Origin of the sequence: Aeromonas sp. 602658 (assembly GCF_049173005.1) — a bacterium.
GTDB classification, from domain to species: Bacteria; Pseudomonadota; Gammaproteobacteria; order Enterobacterales; family Aeromonadaceae; genus Aeromonas; species Aeromonas veronii_A.
Window position 1 is genome coordinate 52,695 of sequence record NZ_JAAKRF010000012.1, and the last position, 17,802, is coordinate 70,496.

Here is a 17,802-nt window from a genome sequence, read left to right on the forward strand (position 1 = left end):
GTGCTGGAGCATGCCCGTTTGTTGTGATGGTGTGGCTTGTTGCCAACCCGTCGGCAAGACGATTTAAAACAGCTCGTTACGAGAGTGGAGAAGAAGATTGAGTCTATTGAGCCAGGTTAGTGCCTCCCTGTTGGCCCCGAACGACCTCGACGAAGGACGCCTGCAGCAGCTGCTCTGCAGCCTGATGAGCCATCAGGTGGAGTTCGGCGATCTCTATTTCCAGCGCAGCTGGCACGAGTCCTGGATGCTGGAAGATGGCATCGTCAAGGATGGCAGCTACAACATCGATCAGGGGGTCGGGGTGCGCGCCGTCAGCGGCGAGAAGACCGGCTTCGCCTACTCGGACGAGCTGAGCCTGCTGGCGCTGCAACAGTCGGTGACTGCTGCTCGTGGCATCGCCGCTGCCGGTGCTCACGGCAAGGTGAAGGCGTGGGCGCGCACCGAAGCGAACCTGCTCTATCCGGCCATGGATCCGCTACAGACCCTCGACAAGCAGCAGAAGATCGCCCTGCTGGAGCAGATGGACAAGTTTGCCAGAAGTCTGGACCCCGCCATCAACCAGGTGATGGCCTCCATCAGTGGCGTCTATGAAGAGGTGCTGGTGGCTGCGACCGACGGTACCCTGGCTGCCGATATTCGCCCACTGGTGCGGCTGTCTGTGACCGTCATTGCCGAGAAGGGCGATCGTCGCGAGCGCGGCAGTGCCGGTGGCGGCGGCCGCTTTGGTTACGACTGGTTCCTCGAACTGGACGGGCTGGAGAGCCGTGCCTTTGGCTATGTGCGCGAAGCGGTGCGTCAGGCGCTGGTCAACCTCGACGCCATCGATGCGCCGGCCGGCACCATGCCGGTGGTGCTCGGCGCCGGCTGGCCCGGCGTGCTGCTGCACGAGGCAGTGGGTCACGGTCTGGAGGGGGACTTCAACCGCAAGGGCTCTTCCGCGTTTGCTGGCCGCATCGGCGAGCAGGTGGCCTCCAAACACTGCACCATCGTCGATGACGGTACCCTGCCGGGTCGGCGTGGCTCCGTCAGCATAGATGACGAGGGGACGCCGGGTGGCTACAACGTGCTGATCGAGAATGGCATTCTCAAGGGTTACCTGCAGGACAAGCAGAATGCCCGTCTGATGGGGGTGCCGCTCACCGGCAACGGTCGCCGCGAATCCTACGCCGCCATGCCGATGCCGCGCATGACCAACACCTACATGCTGGCGGGTCAGTACGATCCGGCCGAGATCATCGCCTCGGTAAAGAAGGGTATTTATGCCCCCAACTTCGGTGGCGGTCAGGTGGACATCACCTCCGGCAAGTTTGTCTTCTCCGCCTCCGAGGCTTACCTCATCGAGGATGGCAAGATCACTGCCCCCATCAAGGGGGCGACCCTGATCGGCAACGGCCCCGAGGCGATGAGCCAGGTCTCCATGGTGGGTAGCGATCTTGCACTGGATCGCGGAGTCGGTATCTGCGGAAAAGAGGGGCAGAGCGTGCCGGTCGGTGTCGGCCAGCCCACCCTTAAACTGGATCAGCTCACCGTGGGTGGCACCCAGTAAGCCTCGACGCAGAACAAGAACAGAGAGAAACCATGCTTACCCTGTCGAAAATATCCAATATCAGGAGCCAGCTCTCCCCCAGCGAGCTCAAGATTGCCGATTACATCCTCTCCTGTCCGGAACAGGTGACCCACTTCTCCTCTCAGGAGCTGGCCCAGCAGGCGGAGGTGAGCCAGTCGAGCATAGTGAAGTTCACCCAGAAGATCGGGTTCAAGGGCTTCACCGCCTTCAAGCTGGCGGTCAGCGAGGATCTGGGGCGCAAGCATGCCATCAAGACCGACACTGTCGGTGATCTCTACAATGGCATCGGGCGAGACGATGATCTGGAGACCATGGCCAAGAAGCTGGCGCAGGAGAAGATAAATTCTATTATCGAGACCACTCAGGCTCTCGACAGTGCTCTGCTGAAGCAGGTACTCGACACCATAGATGGCGCCGGGCGAGTACAGCTGGTGGGGATTGGCGGTTCGGCACTGACCGCCAAGGATCTCTGGTACAAGTTGCTCAAGATCGGCGTAACTACCCTGTTTGCCCAGGATAGCCATGTGCAGATCTCCATCGCCCAGACCCTGGGGCCGGGTGATGTGCAGCTGGTCATCTCCTATTCTGGCGCCAGCCGTGATGTGCTGGCGGCGGCCGAGCTGGCCAAGCGCAATGGTGCCACCCTGATTGCCGTGACTTCGTTCCGGCAAACCCAGTTGCGCCAGATGGCCGACATGGTGCTGGATACGGTGGCGGAGGAGAACGAACTGCGTATCTCTTCCATCTCCTCCCGTACCGCCCAGAACACCATTACCGACATCCTGTTCCTTGGCCTGGTGCAGCGCAGAGACGAGCGAGCCTGGGCCCTGATCGATGGTACCCGGGATGCCATCGACCGACTCAACAAGGAGTGAGGCCGGCTCTCCCGCTGCATCATCCGTACAACAAAAAACCACCTGAACAGGTGGTTTTTTGTTGTCTGCTAGAGGTCAAGGGCCCAGCGGATAAAGGCTTTACGCCGCTTGGCATCGGCCGCCAGATAGAGTTCCCGCAGGGTGGCATCCGCCTGCTCCGGCGTAAGTGCCGAAGCTGTATGAGCAGTAGTTGCGGCCTGTGTTGCGAAAATGGGGGCCGGGCTTACTGTTGGCGTATGGCTTTCCAGCAGGGCCTGGTAATCGGTGCCCAGACTATCCTGGCTGCGTGGCAGGGCTTGTAGTGCCAGCGGCTGTGAGGTGCCCTTGTCGTCACTCAGCAGCAGGGCCGGGCTGGCGGCAAACTGGCGGATAGCCGAGGAGCTGGTCAGCACCGGGGGGGTCAGTTGCAGCGTCCCTTGTGATGGTGCTGTAAGGGTAACCAGCAGAGGAGCCGAGGTCACGCGTCCCTGGCTCTCGTTGGTGGAGCGAGGGTCACTTGGGCTGTCAAAGCGCACCAGCAGTCGGGACTCTCCCGCCGGGAGCTCAATGGTCCGGGTGAAGACCGAGGGTTTGCCCTGTGGCGAAGCGAGCAGGGTGAGGGTATCGGCCAGCTCCAGTCGGGCGGCCGTGGCCGGTACGCTGAGCAGCAGGGCAAACAGGGGGGATAATAGTAGGGGAGAGAGCAGGGAGGATCGTGCCATCATAAGACTCCATGAAGGAGCCGGCCCGCAGGCCGGCAACCAGATCAGAATTCGTAGCGCAGGCCGAGGTGGTAGAAGCTCTCGCTGTTGCTGCTGCCACCAAAACTGGTGATGGTGCTACCAGCCAGACCATCTTCACCATTGCGGATCACATAGGCGCTGTAGAGGGAAGATCGCGGGGTGAGCTTGTATTGCAGTTCCAGCGTAGTATCGCGCAGTGCCATCTGGTCGCCCCCCTCGTTGACGAGGTGACGATAGCCTGCGCGGGCCGCCCACTTCTGGTTGATGTCATACACCGCGGTCAGTTCCCACACCTTGTCTTCACTGTCGGCACGGCCATCGCGATAGGTCACCTGATCCTTGCTATAGAGGGCGCCCAACATCAGAGGGCCGAGATAGTAGCGGGTACCGATCCCGGCGAAGCGATACTCATCGGCATTGGGATCGACCTTGCTGCCACTGCTCTGGGCGGCTTTGGTCTGCTGATACGCCACGACTGGAGCCAGTTTGCCTGCATTGCCCAGATCGAAGGTGTAGCGCAGGGCGCCGTTGTAGCCGTAATCAAGATCCGAGGTACCGTTACCAAGGATGTAGGCGAGCGAGAGATCCAGATTGCCGAGGGTGTTCTGGTACTGCAGGGTGCCATCCTGACGGAACACCTGCACGGCGGTGGAGTCCACCTTGCTGGCCTGACGAGCCATGGAGACATCAGAGGCGGCAAACACATCGCCAATATCGGTGAACATGATGAGGCCGGAAGAGACGCGCCCGCCGGTCACCTTGCCCCACTGACCACCATCGATCCCTGCCCAGACGTAACGGGCAGTGAGGTCGCTGCTGTTCTTCTGCACGTTGTTGGCGTATTCGGCTGCATTGACCTGATATTGCGCCATGCCGATCACTGCGACATCGTCATTGACGGTCTGACGGGCGGTAAAGCCGATACGGCCATCGAAGTCACCCTGATCATTGCCGCTCTTCTTGTCGGAAATATTGAAGCCAAGACGGCCGTAGAGGTCGACGTTGGAGCCATCGTCAGCCTGATAGATGACGGCCGCATGAGCGGAACCTGTGCCGAGCAGTGCGGGAAGAACCAGAGCAAGCATGGATTTTTTCATTTTTTATCGTTCCTGTACGGGCTCTGTGCCAGAGCCGGGATGAGTTTGGCCATGACCCCGATTGCTCGGGGCCAGACCTTGGCTAGAAATCCGGAGGAGGGATTAACTCAGATCGACGTTCTTGCAGCCGAACATCAGGGTGAAGAGATAGCCGCCGAGGTAGGCGACGGCGAGGCCGACCGCATAGACCATCATGCCGGGGAAGATCCCCTGGGCGGAGGTCATCAGCGGCAGGGCGACGATACCGGATGGTCCAAAGACGGTGTTGAGGCCGACCGGCAGACCCAGCCAGGAGATCAGGCCAACCACGAAGCCCCCCAGCGAACCACCGCAGCAGGCCGTGATAAAGGGTTTGACCCGCGGCAGGGTGACGCCGTAGATGAGCGGCTCACCGACCCCCAGAATGCCCGGAATGATGGTGCCCTTCACCTGAGTGCGCAGTAGGGAATCCTTGCCTGCCCGGCTGTAGAGCGCCAGCGCAGCCCCTACCTGTCCGGCACCGGCCAGCGCCAGGATAGGAAACAGGGAGTTGAAGCCCTGGGCATCCATCAGCGCAAAGTAGACGGGAACGAACCCTTGGTGGATGCCGAACATCACCGAGATGAGGAACAGGCCAGCCAGAATAGCGGTACCGAACGGGTTGCCATTGAGGTTGATGAAGAGCCAGGACATGCCGTTATAGAGCTGCACGCCGAGGGGCATGATCAGGATAAAGGTGACGGCTCCCATGATCAGCAGGGTGATGCAGGAAGTGAGGATCATATCCAGACTGTCCGGCATGTAGCGGCGAACCTGGCGCTCAACCGAGGCGCCTATGATGCAGGCGATCAGCACGCCGATGATGTTGCCGCGGGGATCGATCTGATGGCCGAAGAAGTCGGTGATACCGGAGTAGATGCCGCTGCTGGCCTGAGGGTCATAACCCATGACAAACAGAGAGGCGATGATGGCACCGTTGACGCCGGAGCCACCAAACGCCTTCTGGGCGTTGTAGCCGATCAGGATGCTGAGGAAGCTGAACAATCCCTTGCTGAAGAGCTTCATGTAGCCGACAAATTCGGCCAGCATGCCCCCTGTCTGCTGTCCTTCCAGCAGCAGGGTTTGCTCGATCAGGGTGGCGCAGCCGAGCAGCAGACCCGCAGCGATAAAACCGGGGATCAGCGGTGTGAAAATGGTGGCAAACTTGGCCAGGAAGCGGTGCGCCGCACTGCTCTGTTTCTGCTTCAGCGCCTGTTTGTTGGCGGCGGCGATGTCGACAAGATCCGCTGATTGCGGGCGGGGGGCGGTGAGGATGCCCGCGTCCGCACTCAGCATGCCGTTCATCATTTCGCAGGCGGTCTGGGCTTTGCCCGGACCAAGCACGATCTGGAACTGGTTGTCGCTTTCAATCACCCCCATCACCCCGGCGATCCGTTTGATGGTATCGCGATCGGCATGCAGGCTGTCCGCCAGGCTCAGCCGCAAGCGGGTCATGCAGTGGCCACAGTTGGTGATGTTATCCCGGCCGCCGATGGCCTGGATGATCTGGCCAATCATGGAATCAGTTATTTTTGCCATAAAGAACCCGGTCAGTCTGATGTGAGGGGGCGGATGCCCCCGCTTATGTTGTTATCCTGTCGCCATTGCTGGCGCGGCCAATGTGCGGTCGGCCGATTAATCTGTGCATTTGCTGATAAAGCCGCCGCTGCTTTTCAGCCGCTCTCGTGCTTCGCTGGCGGAGATATTGGCCAGGATCATTACGATGGCGGTCTTGCAGTGGTTATCTGCGGCGGCGAGAGCCTGCTCGGCCGTGCCACGGTCACATTCGGTTGCTTCCATGACGATGCGCTTCTGGCGCTCCACCAGTTTGGCGTTGGTCGCCTCCACATCCACCATCAGATTGCCGTAGACCTTGCCGGTACGGATCATGGCGCCGGTCGAGAGCATATTGAGGATCAGCTTCTGGGCTGTGCCCGCTTTCATGCGGGAGGAGCCGGTCACAATCTCGGGGCCGACCACGGCGACCATGCTGATGTCGGCCGCTTTGGCGAGCGGGCTGCCCGGGTTGCAGCTGATGCTGCACACTGTGGCACCCAGGCTCCTGGCATATTGCATGGCGCCCAGCACATAGGGGGTTCGCCCGCTGGCTGCGATACCCACCAGCACGTCGTGGGCACTGAAGTGGATATTTTTAAGATCGTTGGCACCGAGTTCTGCATCGTCTTCGGCATTCTCCACCGCCTGCAGTATGGCCTTGTGGCCCCCGGCAATCAGGCCGATGACCAGCTCGGCAGAGACCCCGTAGGTGGGCGGGCATTCGCTGGCGTCCAGGATGCCGAGGCGTCCGGAGGTGCCAGCCCCGATGTAGATCAGGCGGCCGCCTTTGCCAAATGCGGCTGCAATAGCATCGACCGCCTTGGCGATCTCGGGCAGCAGTTGGCCTACAGCCACTGCAACGTGTTGATCTTCTTGATTGATGATCCGCAGCATATCCAGCGTCGGGAGCTGATCGATCTCGATGCTGGCTGGATTGCGGGTTTCGGTAATCATGCTTGATAGGTCAATGGTCATCGCTTCCTCTACTTCAGGTCGTCGCCATTCCCGGCGTAAATCATTCTTCTCGATGCGGGTCATCATGCTCGATTTTTGATTTTTATTATGAGACTGATGTCGCATAATTAATTATTCCAATTATTTTCTTTTTAAAGGAGGTAAAATTCCATCAGAGGAGCATAGAGAGAAGAGGGAGTGACAGGGGGATTGGCTAGCCTGCTTGATGGACATGCAACAAAAAGCCCCGGTCAGTAGGCCGGGGCTTGCAGAATCATCGGTGTTAATTGACCGAGATGGCGCGGGCGTCGATGAAGTAACGGGCTTTACCCTGTTTGTCGATCTGGATTTTGGCGAGCAGCCTCTCTTGCTGCCTGTGTTCCCACAGTTGTTCTATGTTGGCAAGAGCTGGATTGGCTATGCCGAGCACATTCAGGTATTCGTGAAACAGGCTATGACTGCCGATTTCGGTCAGCATCTTGGTCATATGGGCACTCTTCTGGAACAAGGGGGGCAGATAACAAGATAGCCATGTCGAGCTGAATGAGTGCTGTACAAAAAACAAACAGAGCTTCTGGCAACAGCAGAGATAATGCGGGTCAGCGAGTGCGGGATCGCAGACAACAAAAAGCCCCGTTCGGTGGAGCGGGGCTGGCTGGTTATTCGGTATCAGTTGATGGATATTGCGCGAGCATCGATGAAGTAACGGGCATTGCCCTGTTTGTCGATCTGGATTTTGGCGACCAGCTGCTCCCGCTTTTTATATTCCCAGTGTTGCTCAATTTTGGCGAGGGATGGGCTCGCAATCCCAACCACGTTCAGGTACTCGTGAAACAGGCTATGGCTCCCTATTTCGGTCAGTATCTTCTCCATCTGCATACTCTCCTGAAGTTGAGTGGGTATTCATCAACAAACCTATCAGCGTCCGTCTGAATAAAGTCTGTATAAAAAACAAACTAACCCATTTTTGTGTCAATAACATGATCAGGAACAAGATCAGTGCAGATCGTCAGGGACTTTTTGATACCGTTTTCAATCAGGGCTGACGGGCTTTTGCGGCAACTGATCAAACGTGCCGGAAGCCTGCGGTAGCGCCGGTGCGGTTTGCACGGCCTGGCCACCGTGGAAGACCGGATCCTGTGCCACTTCCTTGATGCCGTTGATGCAAAACTGCATACCCATGCAGACCAGCAGGAAGCCCATGATGCGTGTCATGGCATCGATGCCGGTGGCGCCAAGGATCTTGCAGACCGGATCCGCCAGCTTCAATACTCCCCAGCTGATCAGGCTCATCAGGGCAAACGCAGTGACCATGGCGCCATAGATGGTGAGGCGGTTGTACTCGTCAGGCAGCTCGGCAATCTGGGCTGCCCCGCTTATCACCAGCGCCATGGTGCCCGGCCCGCACATGCTGGGCATGGTGAGTGGTACGAAGGCAATGCTCTGGTTGATATCGACCCCGCTCTGCTGGCTGGGGGCGGGGAACAGCATGCGAAAGCCGATAAAGCCGATGATGAGCCCCCCGGCCAGGCGCAAACCCGGAATGGAGATACCGAACAGATCCAGAATCGAGGATCCGATAAAGAAAGTGATGCAGAGGGTGCAGAACAGATAGATGGCCGCCATATTGACCTGACGTCGCACATGTTCGCGCGACATCCCCTTGCTCAGCCCCAGCAGCAGGGTGGCCGTGGTAGGCGGATTGACCATGGGCAGCAACGCCAGCAAAGCGAGAAATACGACCTGAAAGAACATGTTGAGCCTCGGATAGCAGGGATGAATGGGAATACCTTGATCCAGGTGGTCACCTGACTCAAGAGGGAGGCTATCTTATGCTGGCGAAACTGAACATAAGCAGTACAAAAAAGCCCCGGCAGATACCGGGGCTTGTTGTTCGGGTCAGGCCGCTTGCGGCGCTTGCTGTTGCCGGATGGCCCGTTGCTGGAACCAGAGCCAGAGGCCGATGGCGAAACCCAGCACCGACAGGCTTACCACATAGTGGGAGGGGGCCAGCATGTCGCTCTTCATCCAGAGGGTCACCGCCATCGGGGTGAGGCCGCCGAAGATGGCGTAGGCCACGTTGTAGGAGAACGACAGACCGGAGAAGCGCACCACCGGCGGGAAGGCGTTGACCATCACGTAAGGCACGGCGCCGACAATCCCGACCGCAAAGCCTGCCAGCATGTAGAGCGGCACCAGCTGGCTCGTACCGGCCGCCAGACCGTGATAGAAGGCGTAGCTGGAGCCTGCCAGCAGCAGGGAGCCGAACATGAAGGTGAGACCGCTGCCCAGCAGGTCGATCAGTCGGCCATAGACGATGCAGCCGAGGGTCAGGGCAATGATCGCCAGCGAGTTGGCGGTCAGGGCGTCCGCCGGGCTGATGCCATAGACCTTCTGCAGATAGGTGGGGGTCATCAGGATCACCACCACGATACCGGCGGAGAGCAGCCAGGTGAGCAGCATGGAGACCACCACGCTGCTCTTGTGGTTGCGCAGTACCGACTTGAGGGGGAGTTCGTCAGCCAGGGTCTTGTTGGCCTTCATCTCGGCGAAGACCGGGGTCTCGTGCAACCAGCGACGCAGGTACATGGCGACGATGCCGAAGATACCGCCCAGCAGGAAGGGCACTCGCCAGCCCCAGTCACTCACTTCGGCCGGGGTCAGGCTCTTGTTGACCGCAGTGGCGATGAGGGAGCCGAGCAGGATGCCGGCCGTCAATCCCGCCGTGAGCGTGCCGCAGGCGACCCCGACCCGACGGGCAGGAACGTGCTCGGCGACAAACACCCAGGCGCCCGGCACTTCACCGCCGATGGCGGCGCCTTGCAGGATCCGCAGTCCCAGCAGGGCGATGGGGGCGCCGATGCCGAGCACTGCATAGGTGGGTAGCAGACCGATCAACAGGGTCGGCAGCGCCATCATGATGATGCTGAGGGTGAACATCCGCTTGCGACCGATGAGATCGCCAAAGTGGGCCATAATGATGCCGCCGAGCGGGCGGGCCAGATAACCGGCGGCGAAGATGCCGAAGGTCTGGAACTGGCGCAACCACTCGGGAATATCTGCCGGGAAGAACAGCTCGCCGATGACCACGGCGAAAAAGACGAAGATGATGAAGTCGTAAAACTCCAGCGCACCGCCGAGGGCAGCCAGACTCAGGGTTTTGTAATCCTGTCGATTGAGGGGGCGGGCGTGATCGTGTTGTTGTGTGGTCGTGGTCATATCCGTATGTTTCCCATCGGTTTTTTTAGTTATTGTCACCCCGTGCAAGGGGCATATACAGGTGATCGAGAGTATGCTGCCTGCCTCTTGTGTGTAAATCGCGCAATTCGCAACACTGTCTTGCATCTTTTTGGGGCAATCCGAATGCCCCGCTGGCGGAGGAATGATGGAAAAGAAACGGGTACTGCTCTCCTGGAGCAGCGGCAAGGATTGCGCATGGGCTCTGCATCAGTTGCGGCAGGATCCCGCCATCGAGGTGGTGGGGCTGTTTACCACCCTCAATCAGGCATTCGAGCGGGTGGCGATGCACGGGGTGCGCAAGCAGCTGTTGACCGAACAGGCCGCCTGCGTCGGGCTGCCCCTCATCACCATCGATCTGCCCTGGCCCTGCAGCAACGAGGATTACGCCCGCATCATGACCGGCTTTATCGCCGATGTGGTGGCACAGGGGATCCGCCATATGGCCTTTGGCGACTTGTTCCTTGAGGATGTGCGCGCCTACCGTGAAAAGCAGCTGGCAGGCACCGGCATCGAACCACTGTTCCCGCTGTGGGGCAGCAATACCCGTGAACTGGCGTCGCAGATGGTGGCCGCTGGGTTGAAGGCGCGGATCAGTGCTCTCGACCCGAACAAGTTGGATGCCAGCCTGGGTGGCCACGATTTTGACGAGGCACTGCTGGCGGCGCAGCCGGCGGGGGTCGATCCGTGCGGCGAGAACGGCGAGTTTCACACTCTGGCCTATGATGGCCCCATGTTTCTGCGCCCGCTGGCGATCTGCACGGGGAAGACGGTGGAGCGCGATGGTTTCATTTTCACTGACTTGTTGCCTGCTGATTCCAGCACCTAGTCGAGTTTGGCCTCCTGATCGCTCTTGTCGTCGTTGTAGCGCAGCGCGATCTCGTGAAATTGCACGTGGATGTGAGCGAAGGCATCCGTGATGTCGGGATCAAAATGGTTGCCCCTTCCCGCCAAAATGATGGGCACCACCTCTGCATGGGTCATGGCTGCCTTGTAACACCGCTTGCTGATCAAGGCATCGTACACATCTGCTAGCGCCATCAGTCGGGCCGAGAGGGGAATCTCATCTCCTATCAGACCGTAGGGGTAGCCGGTGCCATCCCACTTCTCGTGGTGGTAGCAGGCGATCTCCTTGGCCAGTCTCAGAAATTCCACCTCTACCCCCAGTGCCTCCTCGGCGTGGACTATGGCCTCCTTGCCAAGGGTGGAGTGGTGTTTCATCTGGGCGAACTCATCTTCATCGAGTTTGCCAGGTTTGAGCAGGATCCGGTCCGGTACGCCGACTTTGCCGATATCGTGCAGGGGGGCCGACTTGAACAGCAGCTCTATTGTCTTGGGGGTCAGCTCGGCACGAAAGCGAGGGTGCTCGCAGAGAGTTTCCGCCAATAGCTTCACATAATGCTGGGTGCGCAGAATGTGGTTGCCGGTCTCGTTGTCCCGGGTTTCGGCCAGAGAGGCGAGGGAGTGGATGGTGATGTTCTGGATCAGCTCGTTTTCTCGGGTGCGTCGTTCCACCTCCTGCTCCAGATAGGCATTTTGGTCATGTAGCAGATCCCGTGCCGCCTTCAGCTCAAGGTGGTTTCTGACGCGGGCCAGCACGATGGCGGGGGAGATCGGCTTGTGAATATAGTCCACGGCGCCGAGAGCCAGTCCATGTGCCTCGGCGCTCTCCTCTACCTTGGCAGTCAGAAAAATCACCGGAATATGCCGTGCCTGCGGCATCTCCTGCAGTGCCTGCATCACCTGATAACCATCCATCCCGGGCATCACGACATCAAGCAGGATCAAATCTACCCGGGAGTCTGATGACAGTATCTCCAGTGCCCGCTGGCCACTGATGGCGACCTTGACCCGGTATTGTGGGCTGAGCAAGGCGCTGAGCAATGAGAGGTTTTCAGGGGTGTCATCGACCACCAGCAGGGTGGGCTTGGTATCGGGATCCAGCAGGTTGAGCATGGTGGTGCCCTCACTCTTGGTTGAACAGATCGGGCCTGAGGGCCCGGACTCGTTGCAGATGTGCAAGTGCATCCGTAAAACGGAAGCCGGTAATGGCGTCAGCCATCCTGGATGCCGTCTCTCCCAGCACTCTCGTCAGCTGCTGCTGATGCTGCTGGAACAGGGTCAGAGCTCCGGCATCATCTTCCGCCAGCAGCCGGATCAGCTGCGCCAGCAGGGGCGCCAGGTCGACTTGTTCTTGCTCCGGCAGGTCGGCTGTGGTCTGGGTGGGTAGCAGGGCCTGTAGGCCATCGCTCAGTTGCTGCTGCATCTGCAGCCCCTGTTCCGCCAGTGGAAGCAGGCTGGTGGTGTCATCCCCCCGGGAGAGTGCACTCTCCAGCCTGGCCGAGATACCCCGCAGTGGTTCGGCGCCCAGAGTGGCGGTAATCCCCTTGAGGGTATGGGCCTGACGATGGGCCTCCTCCCGGTCGTTCTTCTGCAGGGCGGCGATCAGGCTCTGCATGGGCCGGGTGCCCTGTTGGGCAAATCGTTGCAGCAGATCCTGATACCACCCCCAGTTGTACATCAGCCGTTGCAGGGCGGCTTCGGCATTGAGTCCGAGCGCTCTTAACTGAGGCTGCAATGGCTGGTGCTGTGGTGAAGGTGCGCTCTTGGGTATTGCATCGGTTTCAACGCTGAAGGCAGGGGCCCAGCACTGCAGTGCGGCATAAAGCTTGTCGGGGTCGATGGGCTTGGCGATGTGGTCATCCATACCGGCCGCCAGACAGCGTTCCCGGTCACCGGCCATGACATTGGCCGTCATGGCGAGGATCGGAGTGTGGTGCCCTTCGCTCTCTTGCTGGCGCAACTGACGGGTGGCAGTCAGTCCATCCATCACCGGCATCTGCATGTCCATCAGGATCAGGTCGTATGGTTGTTGCGCAGCCATTTCCAGAGCAATGGCACCATTGGCAGCAATGCTGACGTCGATGCCCGCCGCTCGCAGCAGTTCCATGGCCACCTGCTGATTCAGCTCGTTGTCTTCTGCCAGCAGTATACGGAGTCCCTCGAAGCGATAGTTGTGGGTAGGCTGGGTGGGCTTCAAGGCAGTCGCCGTGGTTTGCTGGCCGAACAGCCCAATGATGGTATCAAACAACACAGAGGCACAGACTGGTTTGACCAGCACCCTATCAAAGCCGGCGGCCTCTGCTTCGCGAAAAATCTCTTCCCGCCCATAACCTGTCACCATGACCCGATAAAGCCGCTTGCCAAGGCCGCGGGCGATGAGGCGGCGCCCCGTCTCTATGCCATCCAGCCCGGGCATGTGCCAATCCAGCAGCACCACCTCGTAGGCGTTACCTTCCTGCTCGGCACAGGCGATCATCTGCAGCCCTTGCTGACCCGATTCGGCGGTGTCGACCACGAAACTCATGCTGCGCAGCAGGGCAGCCAGTATGGTGCGGGCGCTGGCACTGTCGTCGACCACCAGTATGCGGCGGCCACGCAGATCCAGACTTGGCAGATAGCGTGAGCGGTATCTGCCGCGGCCGAGTCGGGCAGTAAACCAGAAAGTGCTTCCCTTGCCCGGTTCGCTCTGCACGCCGACCTCCCCTCCCATCAGTGCCGCCAGTTCGCGGGAGATGGCGAGCCCGAGGCCGGTGCCGCCGTATTTGCGGGTGGTGGAGCTGTCCGCCTGCTGGAAAGACTGGAACAGCCGTTGCTGCTGCTCCTGGCTCATGCCGATCCCCGTGTCCTGCACCGAGCAGTGCAACAGCACCTCTTGCGGTCGTTTCTCCAGACAAGTGACCTTGACCAGTATCTCCCCCTGCTCGGTGAATTTGACTGCGTTGTTGGCGTAGTTGATCAGGATCTGGCCGAGCCGCAGGGGATCGCCATAGAGCAGGGTGTCTAGCTGGTGATCGACCTCGAACAGCAGTTCTATGCCTTTGGCTTCGGCCTTCTCGCCCACCAGGGTTGCCAGATTTTCCAGCACATGGTCGAGATCGAACTCGATCTGCTCCAGATCCAGCTTGCCCGCCTCGATCTTGGAGAAGTCGAGGATATCGTTGATGATGCCGAGCAGGTGATGGGCCGAGCGCTGGATCTTGCCCAGATAATCAGCCTGCTGCGAGTCGAGGCGTGTTTGCAGGGCGAGGTGGGCCATACCCAGAATGGCGTTCATCGGGGTGCGGATTTCATGGCTCATGTTGGCGAGAAAATCGCTTTTGGCCCGGGTTGCGCTTTCTGCCAGCTCATAGGCCTGCTCCAGCTCCTGATTCTTGGTCTGCATCACGGCGAACAGCTCATCCCGGGTCGGTTCAGCGAACTGCTGCTGCATCTGCAACAGCAGAGCGTCATCGGGCCAGTGTGGCAGGTGGCATACCAGAGCGATGGCGGTGTCAGCATGAGGAACCAGCCGGATGCTGCCATGGGTTGCACCGGGTGCGTTGTGCTGCAGTGGCTCGTCGGCCGAGAGGGAGACCCACAGCTCCCGCGTATTGCTCTCCAGCCAAAGCTGGAGTTGCAGTGAGTCGATGGTTGCCGTCAGCTGGCGCACCAGCTCCGAGGTGGTACCCGCCAGCGGCGCCACGAAGGTGGGGCTCTTGTCGATGCAGGTGAGCACCTGGATCACCTTGCGTCTGGCGGTGAGGGCTGCCGTCGGGCCAGAGAGCCTGATATCACCGATCAGCTGCCGCATCTAGCGCTCCTTCTCTGGTTGTACCCGCAGCACAATACAGCTCGCATCGTCGGTGCTGCGCCCACTATGGTCTATGACTTGACGGGCCAGAATGACGGGATCAGCCCCCAGATCCAGTGCGCCGTCACGCAGGTTGAGTGACTCGCTGATGCCATCCGAATAGAGCATCAGCACATCCCCCGGCTTGATGGGCTGCCGTTGCAGCAAGGGGGTGGGGAAGCGCTCCCCCAGCACCCCATCACGGGAGATACCGCGCCAGAGGTCATGGCCGCGCAGACAGATGCGGGTGTTGCCGATGCCGGCGTAGCTCAGTTCACCCCGTTCACTGTTGACCAGGGCTATGCCAGCGGCCGCTCCCCGGGTACCGATGCAGTGTTGGTGCAACAGCTGCAGCAGAGGTGCCGGCTCCTGTTCAGGGGTGTTTTGCAGCGCCTCTTGCAGTATCAGTGCCAGCTTGTTGGCCGAGGAGCCGTGGCCGCTGACATCGATCAGTACCAGCAAGACGCCGTCGGATGTGGGCCGGATAAAGACCAGATCGCCGGAGACCTTTTCCGGATAACAGGGTCTGTTTTCGCTAGCCCAGACCAGTGTCAGACCTGCCTGCCCCCATTGTTGGGTGGGCGTGATGAGACGTGGGACCGAGGGTACAGAACCCAGCCATTTGCGCGCCTGCACCAGGGTGCCCCCTTCCGGCGGTGTGCTGATGGTGAGCTCTGACATCATGCGCCGCACGCCGGGCAGTCCCAGTCCCAGGGTGCCGGAAGTGCTGTAGTGATCCTGCAGGGCCTGATAGACATCCGATATGCCGGGCCCTTTGTCACGGGCGATGATGTCGATGCAGGATCTCCCCTTCGGGTGATGGAGCATCAGGGTGATCTCCCCCTGCCCGGCGTATTTCAGGATATTGCTGCCAAGTTCGGAGACCACGGTGGAGAGCATGGCGCGATCCACGTCGGATAGGTTGGCGATAAATGGGAGCCGACGAACCGACATCACAGCCAGGTGCAGATCGATATCGTGGCGTAGCGGATAGCTGGCCTCCCGGGTCGCATGCTCTTGTATCATGGCGGTTTACTCCTCGCCCTGGAGGCGGCTGACATGGGCAAAAGCGTCGTCCATGTCGATGAAGCAGCGCAGTGGCCCGGGCTGTGCCTCGGCTAGCGCCAGAAATGCGGCGATCCCGGCATTGAGCCCTACCAGCAGGCAGGTGGCACCCAACAGACGGCACACCTCGGCAAGTTTGCAAACCTGTCTGAATTCATGGTGATCCAGTAGCATGACGCCGGAGAAGTCGAGCAAGACTGCATGGTGACGCCCGTGTACCAGTCGCTGGGAGAGGGCCTGCATCAGCATCTGCATGCCGTCGTCTCCGAGATCGGGGCGCATGCTGACTACTATGCAGTCGGCCATATCGGCGATGCCAAGATCGTTGTTGAGCTGCATGGTCATTGCCGCGACCTAGAGGGCTGAGCCAACCCGTTTGAGCGCTATTTCGAAGGCGTCTCTCAGGGTCGCTGTGGTACGGACGTCACCGACCGACACCCCCAGCTCCACCATGGTACGGGCAATGGCGGGGGAGACTCCCGAGATGATGGCTTCACAGCCCATAAACTGGGTCGCCTTGGTGATCTTGATCAGCTGGTTGGCGACGCCAGTGTCCACGGTGGCGACTCCGGCAATATCCAGCACAAAGACCCGGGCGCGGGTTTCGGCAATCTTGGTGAGCGACTTGTTCATCACGTCGGCAGTGCGCATGGAGTCGATGATCCCAACCAGTGGCAGTAGCAGGATCCCGTCCCAGATAGGGGTGACAGGGGTCGACATCTCTTGCAGAGACTTGTGCAGCTCCTCGCGCACTCTGGCGGCCTCTTCCGCTTCCACCATCGCCTGTTTGAGCTGGCGGTGCTGCTCCACCTGCGCCGTGATGTCGGTGGCAAACTTGACGATTTTACTGGGCTTGCCGTTCAGATCCAGCACGGGGTTGTAGGAGCCCTGGATCCATACCTCCTGTCCCTGCTTGTTCAGGCGGCAGAATTCGCCAGCCAGAAACTCGCCCCGGCGCAGCGTGTCCCAGAAGGCGAGGTAATCCGCCGACTGGGCGTAGTCTGGGTCAACCAGCAGCCTGTGGTGTTGCCCTTTCAGCTCTTCCAGCTGGTAACCCACTATGTCGAGAAAGCGTGGATTGGCATCCAGTATGGTGCCCTCCAGCGAAAACTCGACCTTGCCCATGACCCGGCTCAGCGCATTGAGCTGGCCCTCGAAGCTGGCCGTGAGCTGCTTCTGCCCGGTCAGATCCATGGCGTACAGAGTCATACGAGATAGTTGTCCATTGTCATCCAGAACCGGGCTGCAGGCTCCACGGATCCAGACATCCCGTCCCGGCTTGTCCAGCAGGTGAAGCTCGTCCTCCTGCGAGGAGCCGCTGCGCAGTGCGGCCTGAAAGGTGTCATGTGTGGCGGATTGCACCTGGTCCGGGGAGAGCAGCATGCCGTAGTGCTTGCCGGAGAGCTCATCTAGCGTGTAGCCCATGAGGCTCAGAAATCGCGGGTTGGCATCAAGGATCTGCCCCTCTGGCGAGAGTTCGAGCCGTACCAGCACCTGATCGAGGGTGTCTATCCCGGCATGATGAGTGGAAGGGGCCGAACCTGTGGTATTGGAAGAGGAAGTGTGCGCGTCCATGGCATCTCCAGAGAGAGTCGTTGATTTTGATATCAATAGCGGGTGTTAAGCAGTTATAGCCCACTCTGGCTCTTCCAGCCGATATCTAGGGTCAAAAGAGGCTTGTCATATCCTGGTTGGTGGAGGCTTATCCCGGGCGGATAAAATGGGGGGCTAGCCACCAAGACCGAGACCGTGAGCCAGATCCTGCAGCAGACCATGAATATTCCGGCCGACCAGCTCAATCCGGTGATCTTCGCCGGTGGCCAGCGGGGCAGAACACCAAGGTGCAGTGGCTCAAGGATAAGCCGATGACGCTCTTCTACGGTGATATCAAGGCGGCGCAGGAGGTCGGCATTCGCGGCATTCGTCTGCTGCGGGCCGCCAACTCCAGCTATCGGCCACTGCCGTTGGCAGGGGCGCTGGGAGAAGAGGTGATCATCAACTCCCAGTTCTGATCCGGAGCGGATCCATGCAAAAGGGC

17 protein-coding genes are annotated in these 17,802 nt (G+C 59.8%); 4 read left to right on the top strand and 13 right to left on the bottom strand.

Annotated features, from left to right (window positions below):
* Positions 1–97: 97 nt before the first annotated feature.
* A complete protein-coding gene (gene tldD / locus G5253_RS11040) occupies positions 98–1,546 on the top strand; it encodes a metalloprotease TldD (RefSeq protein ID WP_421172673.1) in 1,449 nt (482 codons plus the stop codon).
* Positions 1,547–1,578: 32 nt separating this feature from the next.
* Entirely contained in the window at positions 1,579–2,442 is an 864-nt protein-coding gene (locus G5253_RS11045) for an SIS domain-containing protein (RefSeq protein WP_041209636.1), read from the top strand.
* A gap of 68 nt (positions 2,443–2,510) precedes the next feature.
* Here G5253_RS11045 and G5253_RS11050 read toward each other — a convergent pair whose 3' ends face one another.
* The 8 genes from G5253_RS11050 to G5253_RS11085 form a co-directional block, all read right to left on the bottom strand.
* On the bottom strand, positions 2,511–3,146 hold the full coding sequence (locus G5253_RS11050) for a DUF2057 family protein (RefSeq protein ID WP_421172674.1): 636 nt from the start codon (positions 3,144–3,146) through the stop codon (positions 2,511–2,513).
* 41 nt (positions 3,147–3,187) lie between these two features.
* Positions 3,188–4,261: a porin gene (locus G5253_RS11055; RefSeq protein ID WP_227341512.1), complete on the bottom strand. Its 1,074-nt coding sequence runs from the start codon at positions 4,259–4,261 to the stop codon at positions 3,188–3,190.
* Between the two features lie 102 nt (positions 4,262–4,363).
* Positions 4,364–5,818, bottom strand: coding sequence for a PTS N-acetylmuramic acid transporter subunit IIBC (murP, locus tag G5253_RS11060; protein WP_041234056.1), 1,455 nt, complete (start codon positions 5,816–5,818; stop codon positions 4,364–4,366).
* Positions 5,819–5,914: 96 nt separating this feature from the next.
* The gene (gene murQ, locus G5253_RS11065; RefSeq protein WP_227341511.1) at positions 5,915–6,811 is read right to left on the bottom strand and encodes an N-acetylmuramic acid 6-phosphate etherase; all 897 of its coding nucleotides are present in this window, start codon (positions 6,809–6,811) and stop codon (positions 5,915–5,917) included.
* A gap of 262 nt (positions 6,812–7,073) precedes the next feature.
* Entirely contained in the window at positions 7,074–7,277 is a 204-nt protein-coding gene (locus G5253_RS11070) for a hypothetical protein (RefSeq protein WP_041209699.1), read from the bottom strand.
* Positions 7,278–7,459: 182 nt separating this feature from the next.
* Positions 7,460–7,663 (bottom strand): hypothetical protein, encoded by a 204-nt coding sequence (locus tag G5253_RS11075; protein ID WP_216952760.1) that lies wholly within the window; start codon positions 7,661–7,663, stop codon positions 7,460–7,462.
* Between the two features lie 159 nt (positions 7,664–7,822).
* A complete protein-coding gene (locus G5253_RS11080; RefSeq protein ID WP_151287145.1) occupies positions 7,823–8,545 on the bottom strand; it encodes a MarC family NAAT transporter in 723 nt (240 codons plus the stop codon).
* A gap of 144 nt (positions 8,546–8,689) precedes the next feature.
* Complete coding sequence (locus G5253_RS11085) at positions 8,690–10,009, bottom strand: MFS transporter (RefSeq protein ID WP_151287144.1); 1,320 nt, start codon at positions 10,007–10,009, stop codon at positions 8,690–8,692.
* A 166-nt stretch (positions 10,010–10,175) separates the two neighbouring features.
* On the opposite strand from G5253_RS11085, the gene G5253_RS11090 reads away from it, so the two are divergent.
* Positions 10,176–10,856, top strand: a complete 681-nt coding sequence (locus G5253_RS11090) for an ATP-binding protein (RefSeq protein WP_421172712.1) — start codon at positions 10,176–10,178, stop codon at positions 10,854–10,856.
* Here G5253_RS11090 and G5253_RS11095 read toward each other — a convergent pair.
* Genes G5253_RS11095 through G5253_RS11115 form a run of 5 tightly spaced genes read right to left on the bottom strand, consistent with a single transcriptional unit; the run spans position 10,853 to position 17,339 of the window.
* Positions 10,853–12,055, bottom strand: coding sequence for an HD-GYP domain-containing protein (locus tag G5253_RS11095; protein ID WP_216952761.1), 1,203 nt, complete (start codon positions 12,053–12,055; stop codon positions 10,853–10,855). The two genes, G5253_RS11090 and G5253_RS11095, sit on opposite strands and share 4 nt — an antisense overlap.
* Entirely contained in the window at positions 11,994–14,660 is a 2,667-nt protein-coding gene (locus G5253_RS11100; RefSeq protein WP_216952762.1) for a response regulator, read from the bottom strand. The genes G5253_RS11095 and G5253_RS11100 overlap by 62 nt, the downstream gene beginning before the upstream one ends.
* On the bottom strand, positions 14,661–15,725 hold the full coding sequence (locus tag G5253_RS11105) for an ATP-binding SpoIIE family protein phosphatase (protein WP_216952763.1): 1,065 nt from the start codon (positions 15,723–15,725) through the stop codon (positions 14,661–14,663).
* Positions 15,726–15,731: 6 nt separating this feature from the next.
* The gene (locus G5253_RS11110; protein ID WP_216954502.1) at positions 15,732–16,103 is read right to left on the bottom strand and encodes an anti-anti-sigma factor; all 372 of its coding nucleotides are present in this window, start codon (positions 16,101–16,103) and stop codon (positions 15,732–15,734) included.
* 15 nt (positions 16,104–16,118) lie between these two features.
* On the bottom strand, positions 16,119–17,339 hold the full coding sequence (locus tag G5253_RS11115; protein WP_216952764.1) for a PAS domain-containing protein: 1,221 nt from the start codon (positions 17,337–17,339) through the stop codon (positions 16,119–16,121).
* 290 nt (positions 17,340–17,629) lie between these two features.
* Between G5253_RS11115 and G5253_RS11120 the strand changes: the two genes are divergently transcribed.
* Entirely contained in the window at positions 17,630–17,776 is a 147-nt protein-coding gene (locus tag G5253_RS11120; RefSeq protein ID WP_421203319.1) for a hypothetical protein, read from the top strand.
* The last annotated feature ends 26 nt before the right edge of the window (positions 17,777–17,802 follow it).

Excerpts from the sequence above, each read along its gene's own strand:
- G5253_RS11110 (WP_216954502.1), bottom strand. The coding sequence starts at position 16,103 with ATGCAGCTCAACAACGATCTTGGCATCGCCGATATGGCCGACTGCATA.
- G5253_RS11080 (WP_151287145.1), bottom strand. The coding sequence starts at position 8,545 with ATGTTCTTTCAGGTCGTATTTCTCGCTTTGCTGGCGTTGCTGCCCATG.
- G5253_RS11115 (WP_216952764.1), bottom strand. The coding sequence starts at position 17,339 with ATGGACGCGCACACTTCCTCTTCCAATACCACAGGTTCGGCCCCTTCC.
- G5253_RS11070 (WP_041209699.1), bottom strand. The coding sequence starts at position 7,277 with ATGACCAAGATGCTGACCGAAATCGGCAGTCATAGCCTGTTTCACGAA.
- G5253_RS11050 (WP_421172674.1), bottom strand. The coding sequence starts at position 3,146 with ATGATGGCACGATCCTCCCTGCTCTCTCCCCTACTATTATCCCCCCTG.
- G5253_RS11085 (WP_151287144.1), bottom strand. The coding sequence starts at position 10,009 with ATGACCACGACCACACAACAACACGATCACGCCCGCCCCCTCAATCGA.
- G5253_RS11045 (WP_041209636.1), top strand. The coding sequence starts at position 1,579 with ATGCTTACCCTGTCGAAAATATCCAATATCAGGAGCCAGCTCTCCCCC.
- G5253_RS11075 (WP_216952760.1), bottom strand. The coding sequence starts at position 7,663 with ATGGAGAAGATACTGACCGAAATAGGGAGCCATAGCCTGTTTCACGAG.
- G5253_RS11120 (WP_421203319.1), top strand. The coding sequence starts at position 17,630 with ATGACGCTCTTCTACGGTGATATCAAGGCGGCGCAGGAGGTCGGCATT.
- murQ (WP_227341511.1), bottom strand. The coding sequence starts at position 6,811 with ATGACCATTGACCTATCAAGCATGATTACCGAAACCCGCAATCCAGCC.
- G5253_RS11095 (WP_216952761.1), bottom strand. The coding sequence starts at position 12,055 with ATGCACTTGCACATCTGCAACGAGTCCGGGCCCTCAGGCCCGATCTGT.
- G5253_RS11100 (WP_216952762.1), bottom strand. The coding sequence starts at position 14,660 with ATGCGGCAGCTGATCGGTGATATCAGGCTCTCTGGCCCGACGGCAGCC.
- murP (WP_041234056.1), bottom strand. The coding sequence starts at position 5,818 with ATGGCAAAAATAACTGATTCCATGATTGGCCAGATCATCCAGGCCATC.
- G5253_RS11055 (WP_227341512.1), bottom strand. The coding sequence starts at position 4,261 with ATGAAAAAATCCATGCTTGCTCTGGTTCTTCCCGCACTGCTCGGCACA.
- G5253_RS11090 (WP_421172712.1), top strand. The coding sequence starts at position 10,176 with ATGGAAAAGAAACGGGTACTGCTCTCCTGGAGCAGCGGCAAGGATTGC.
- G5253_RS11105 (WP_216952763.1), bottom strand. The coding sequence starts at position 15,725 with ATGATACAAGAGCATGCGACCCGGGAGGCCAGCTATCCGCTACGCCAC.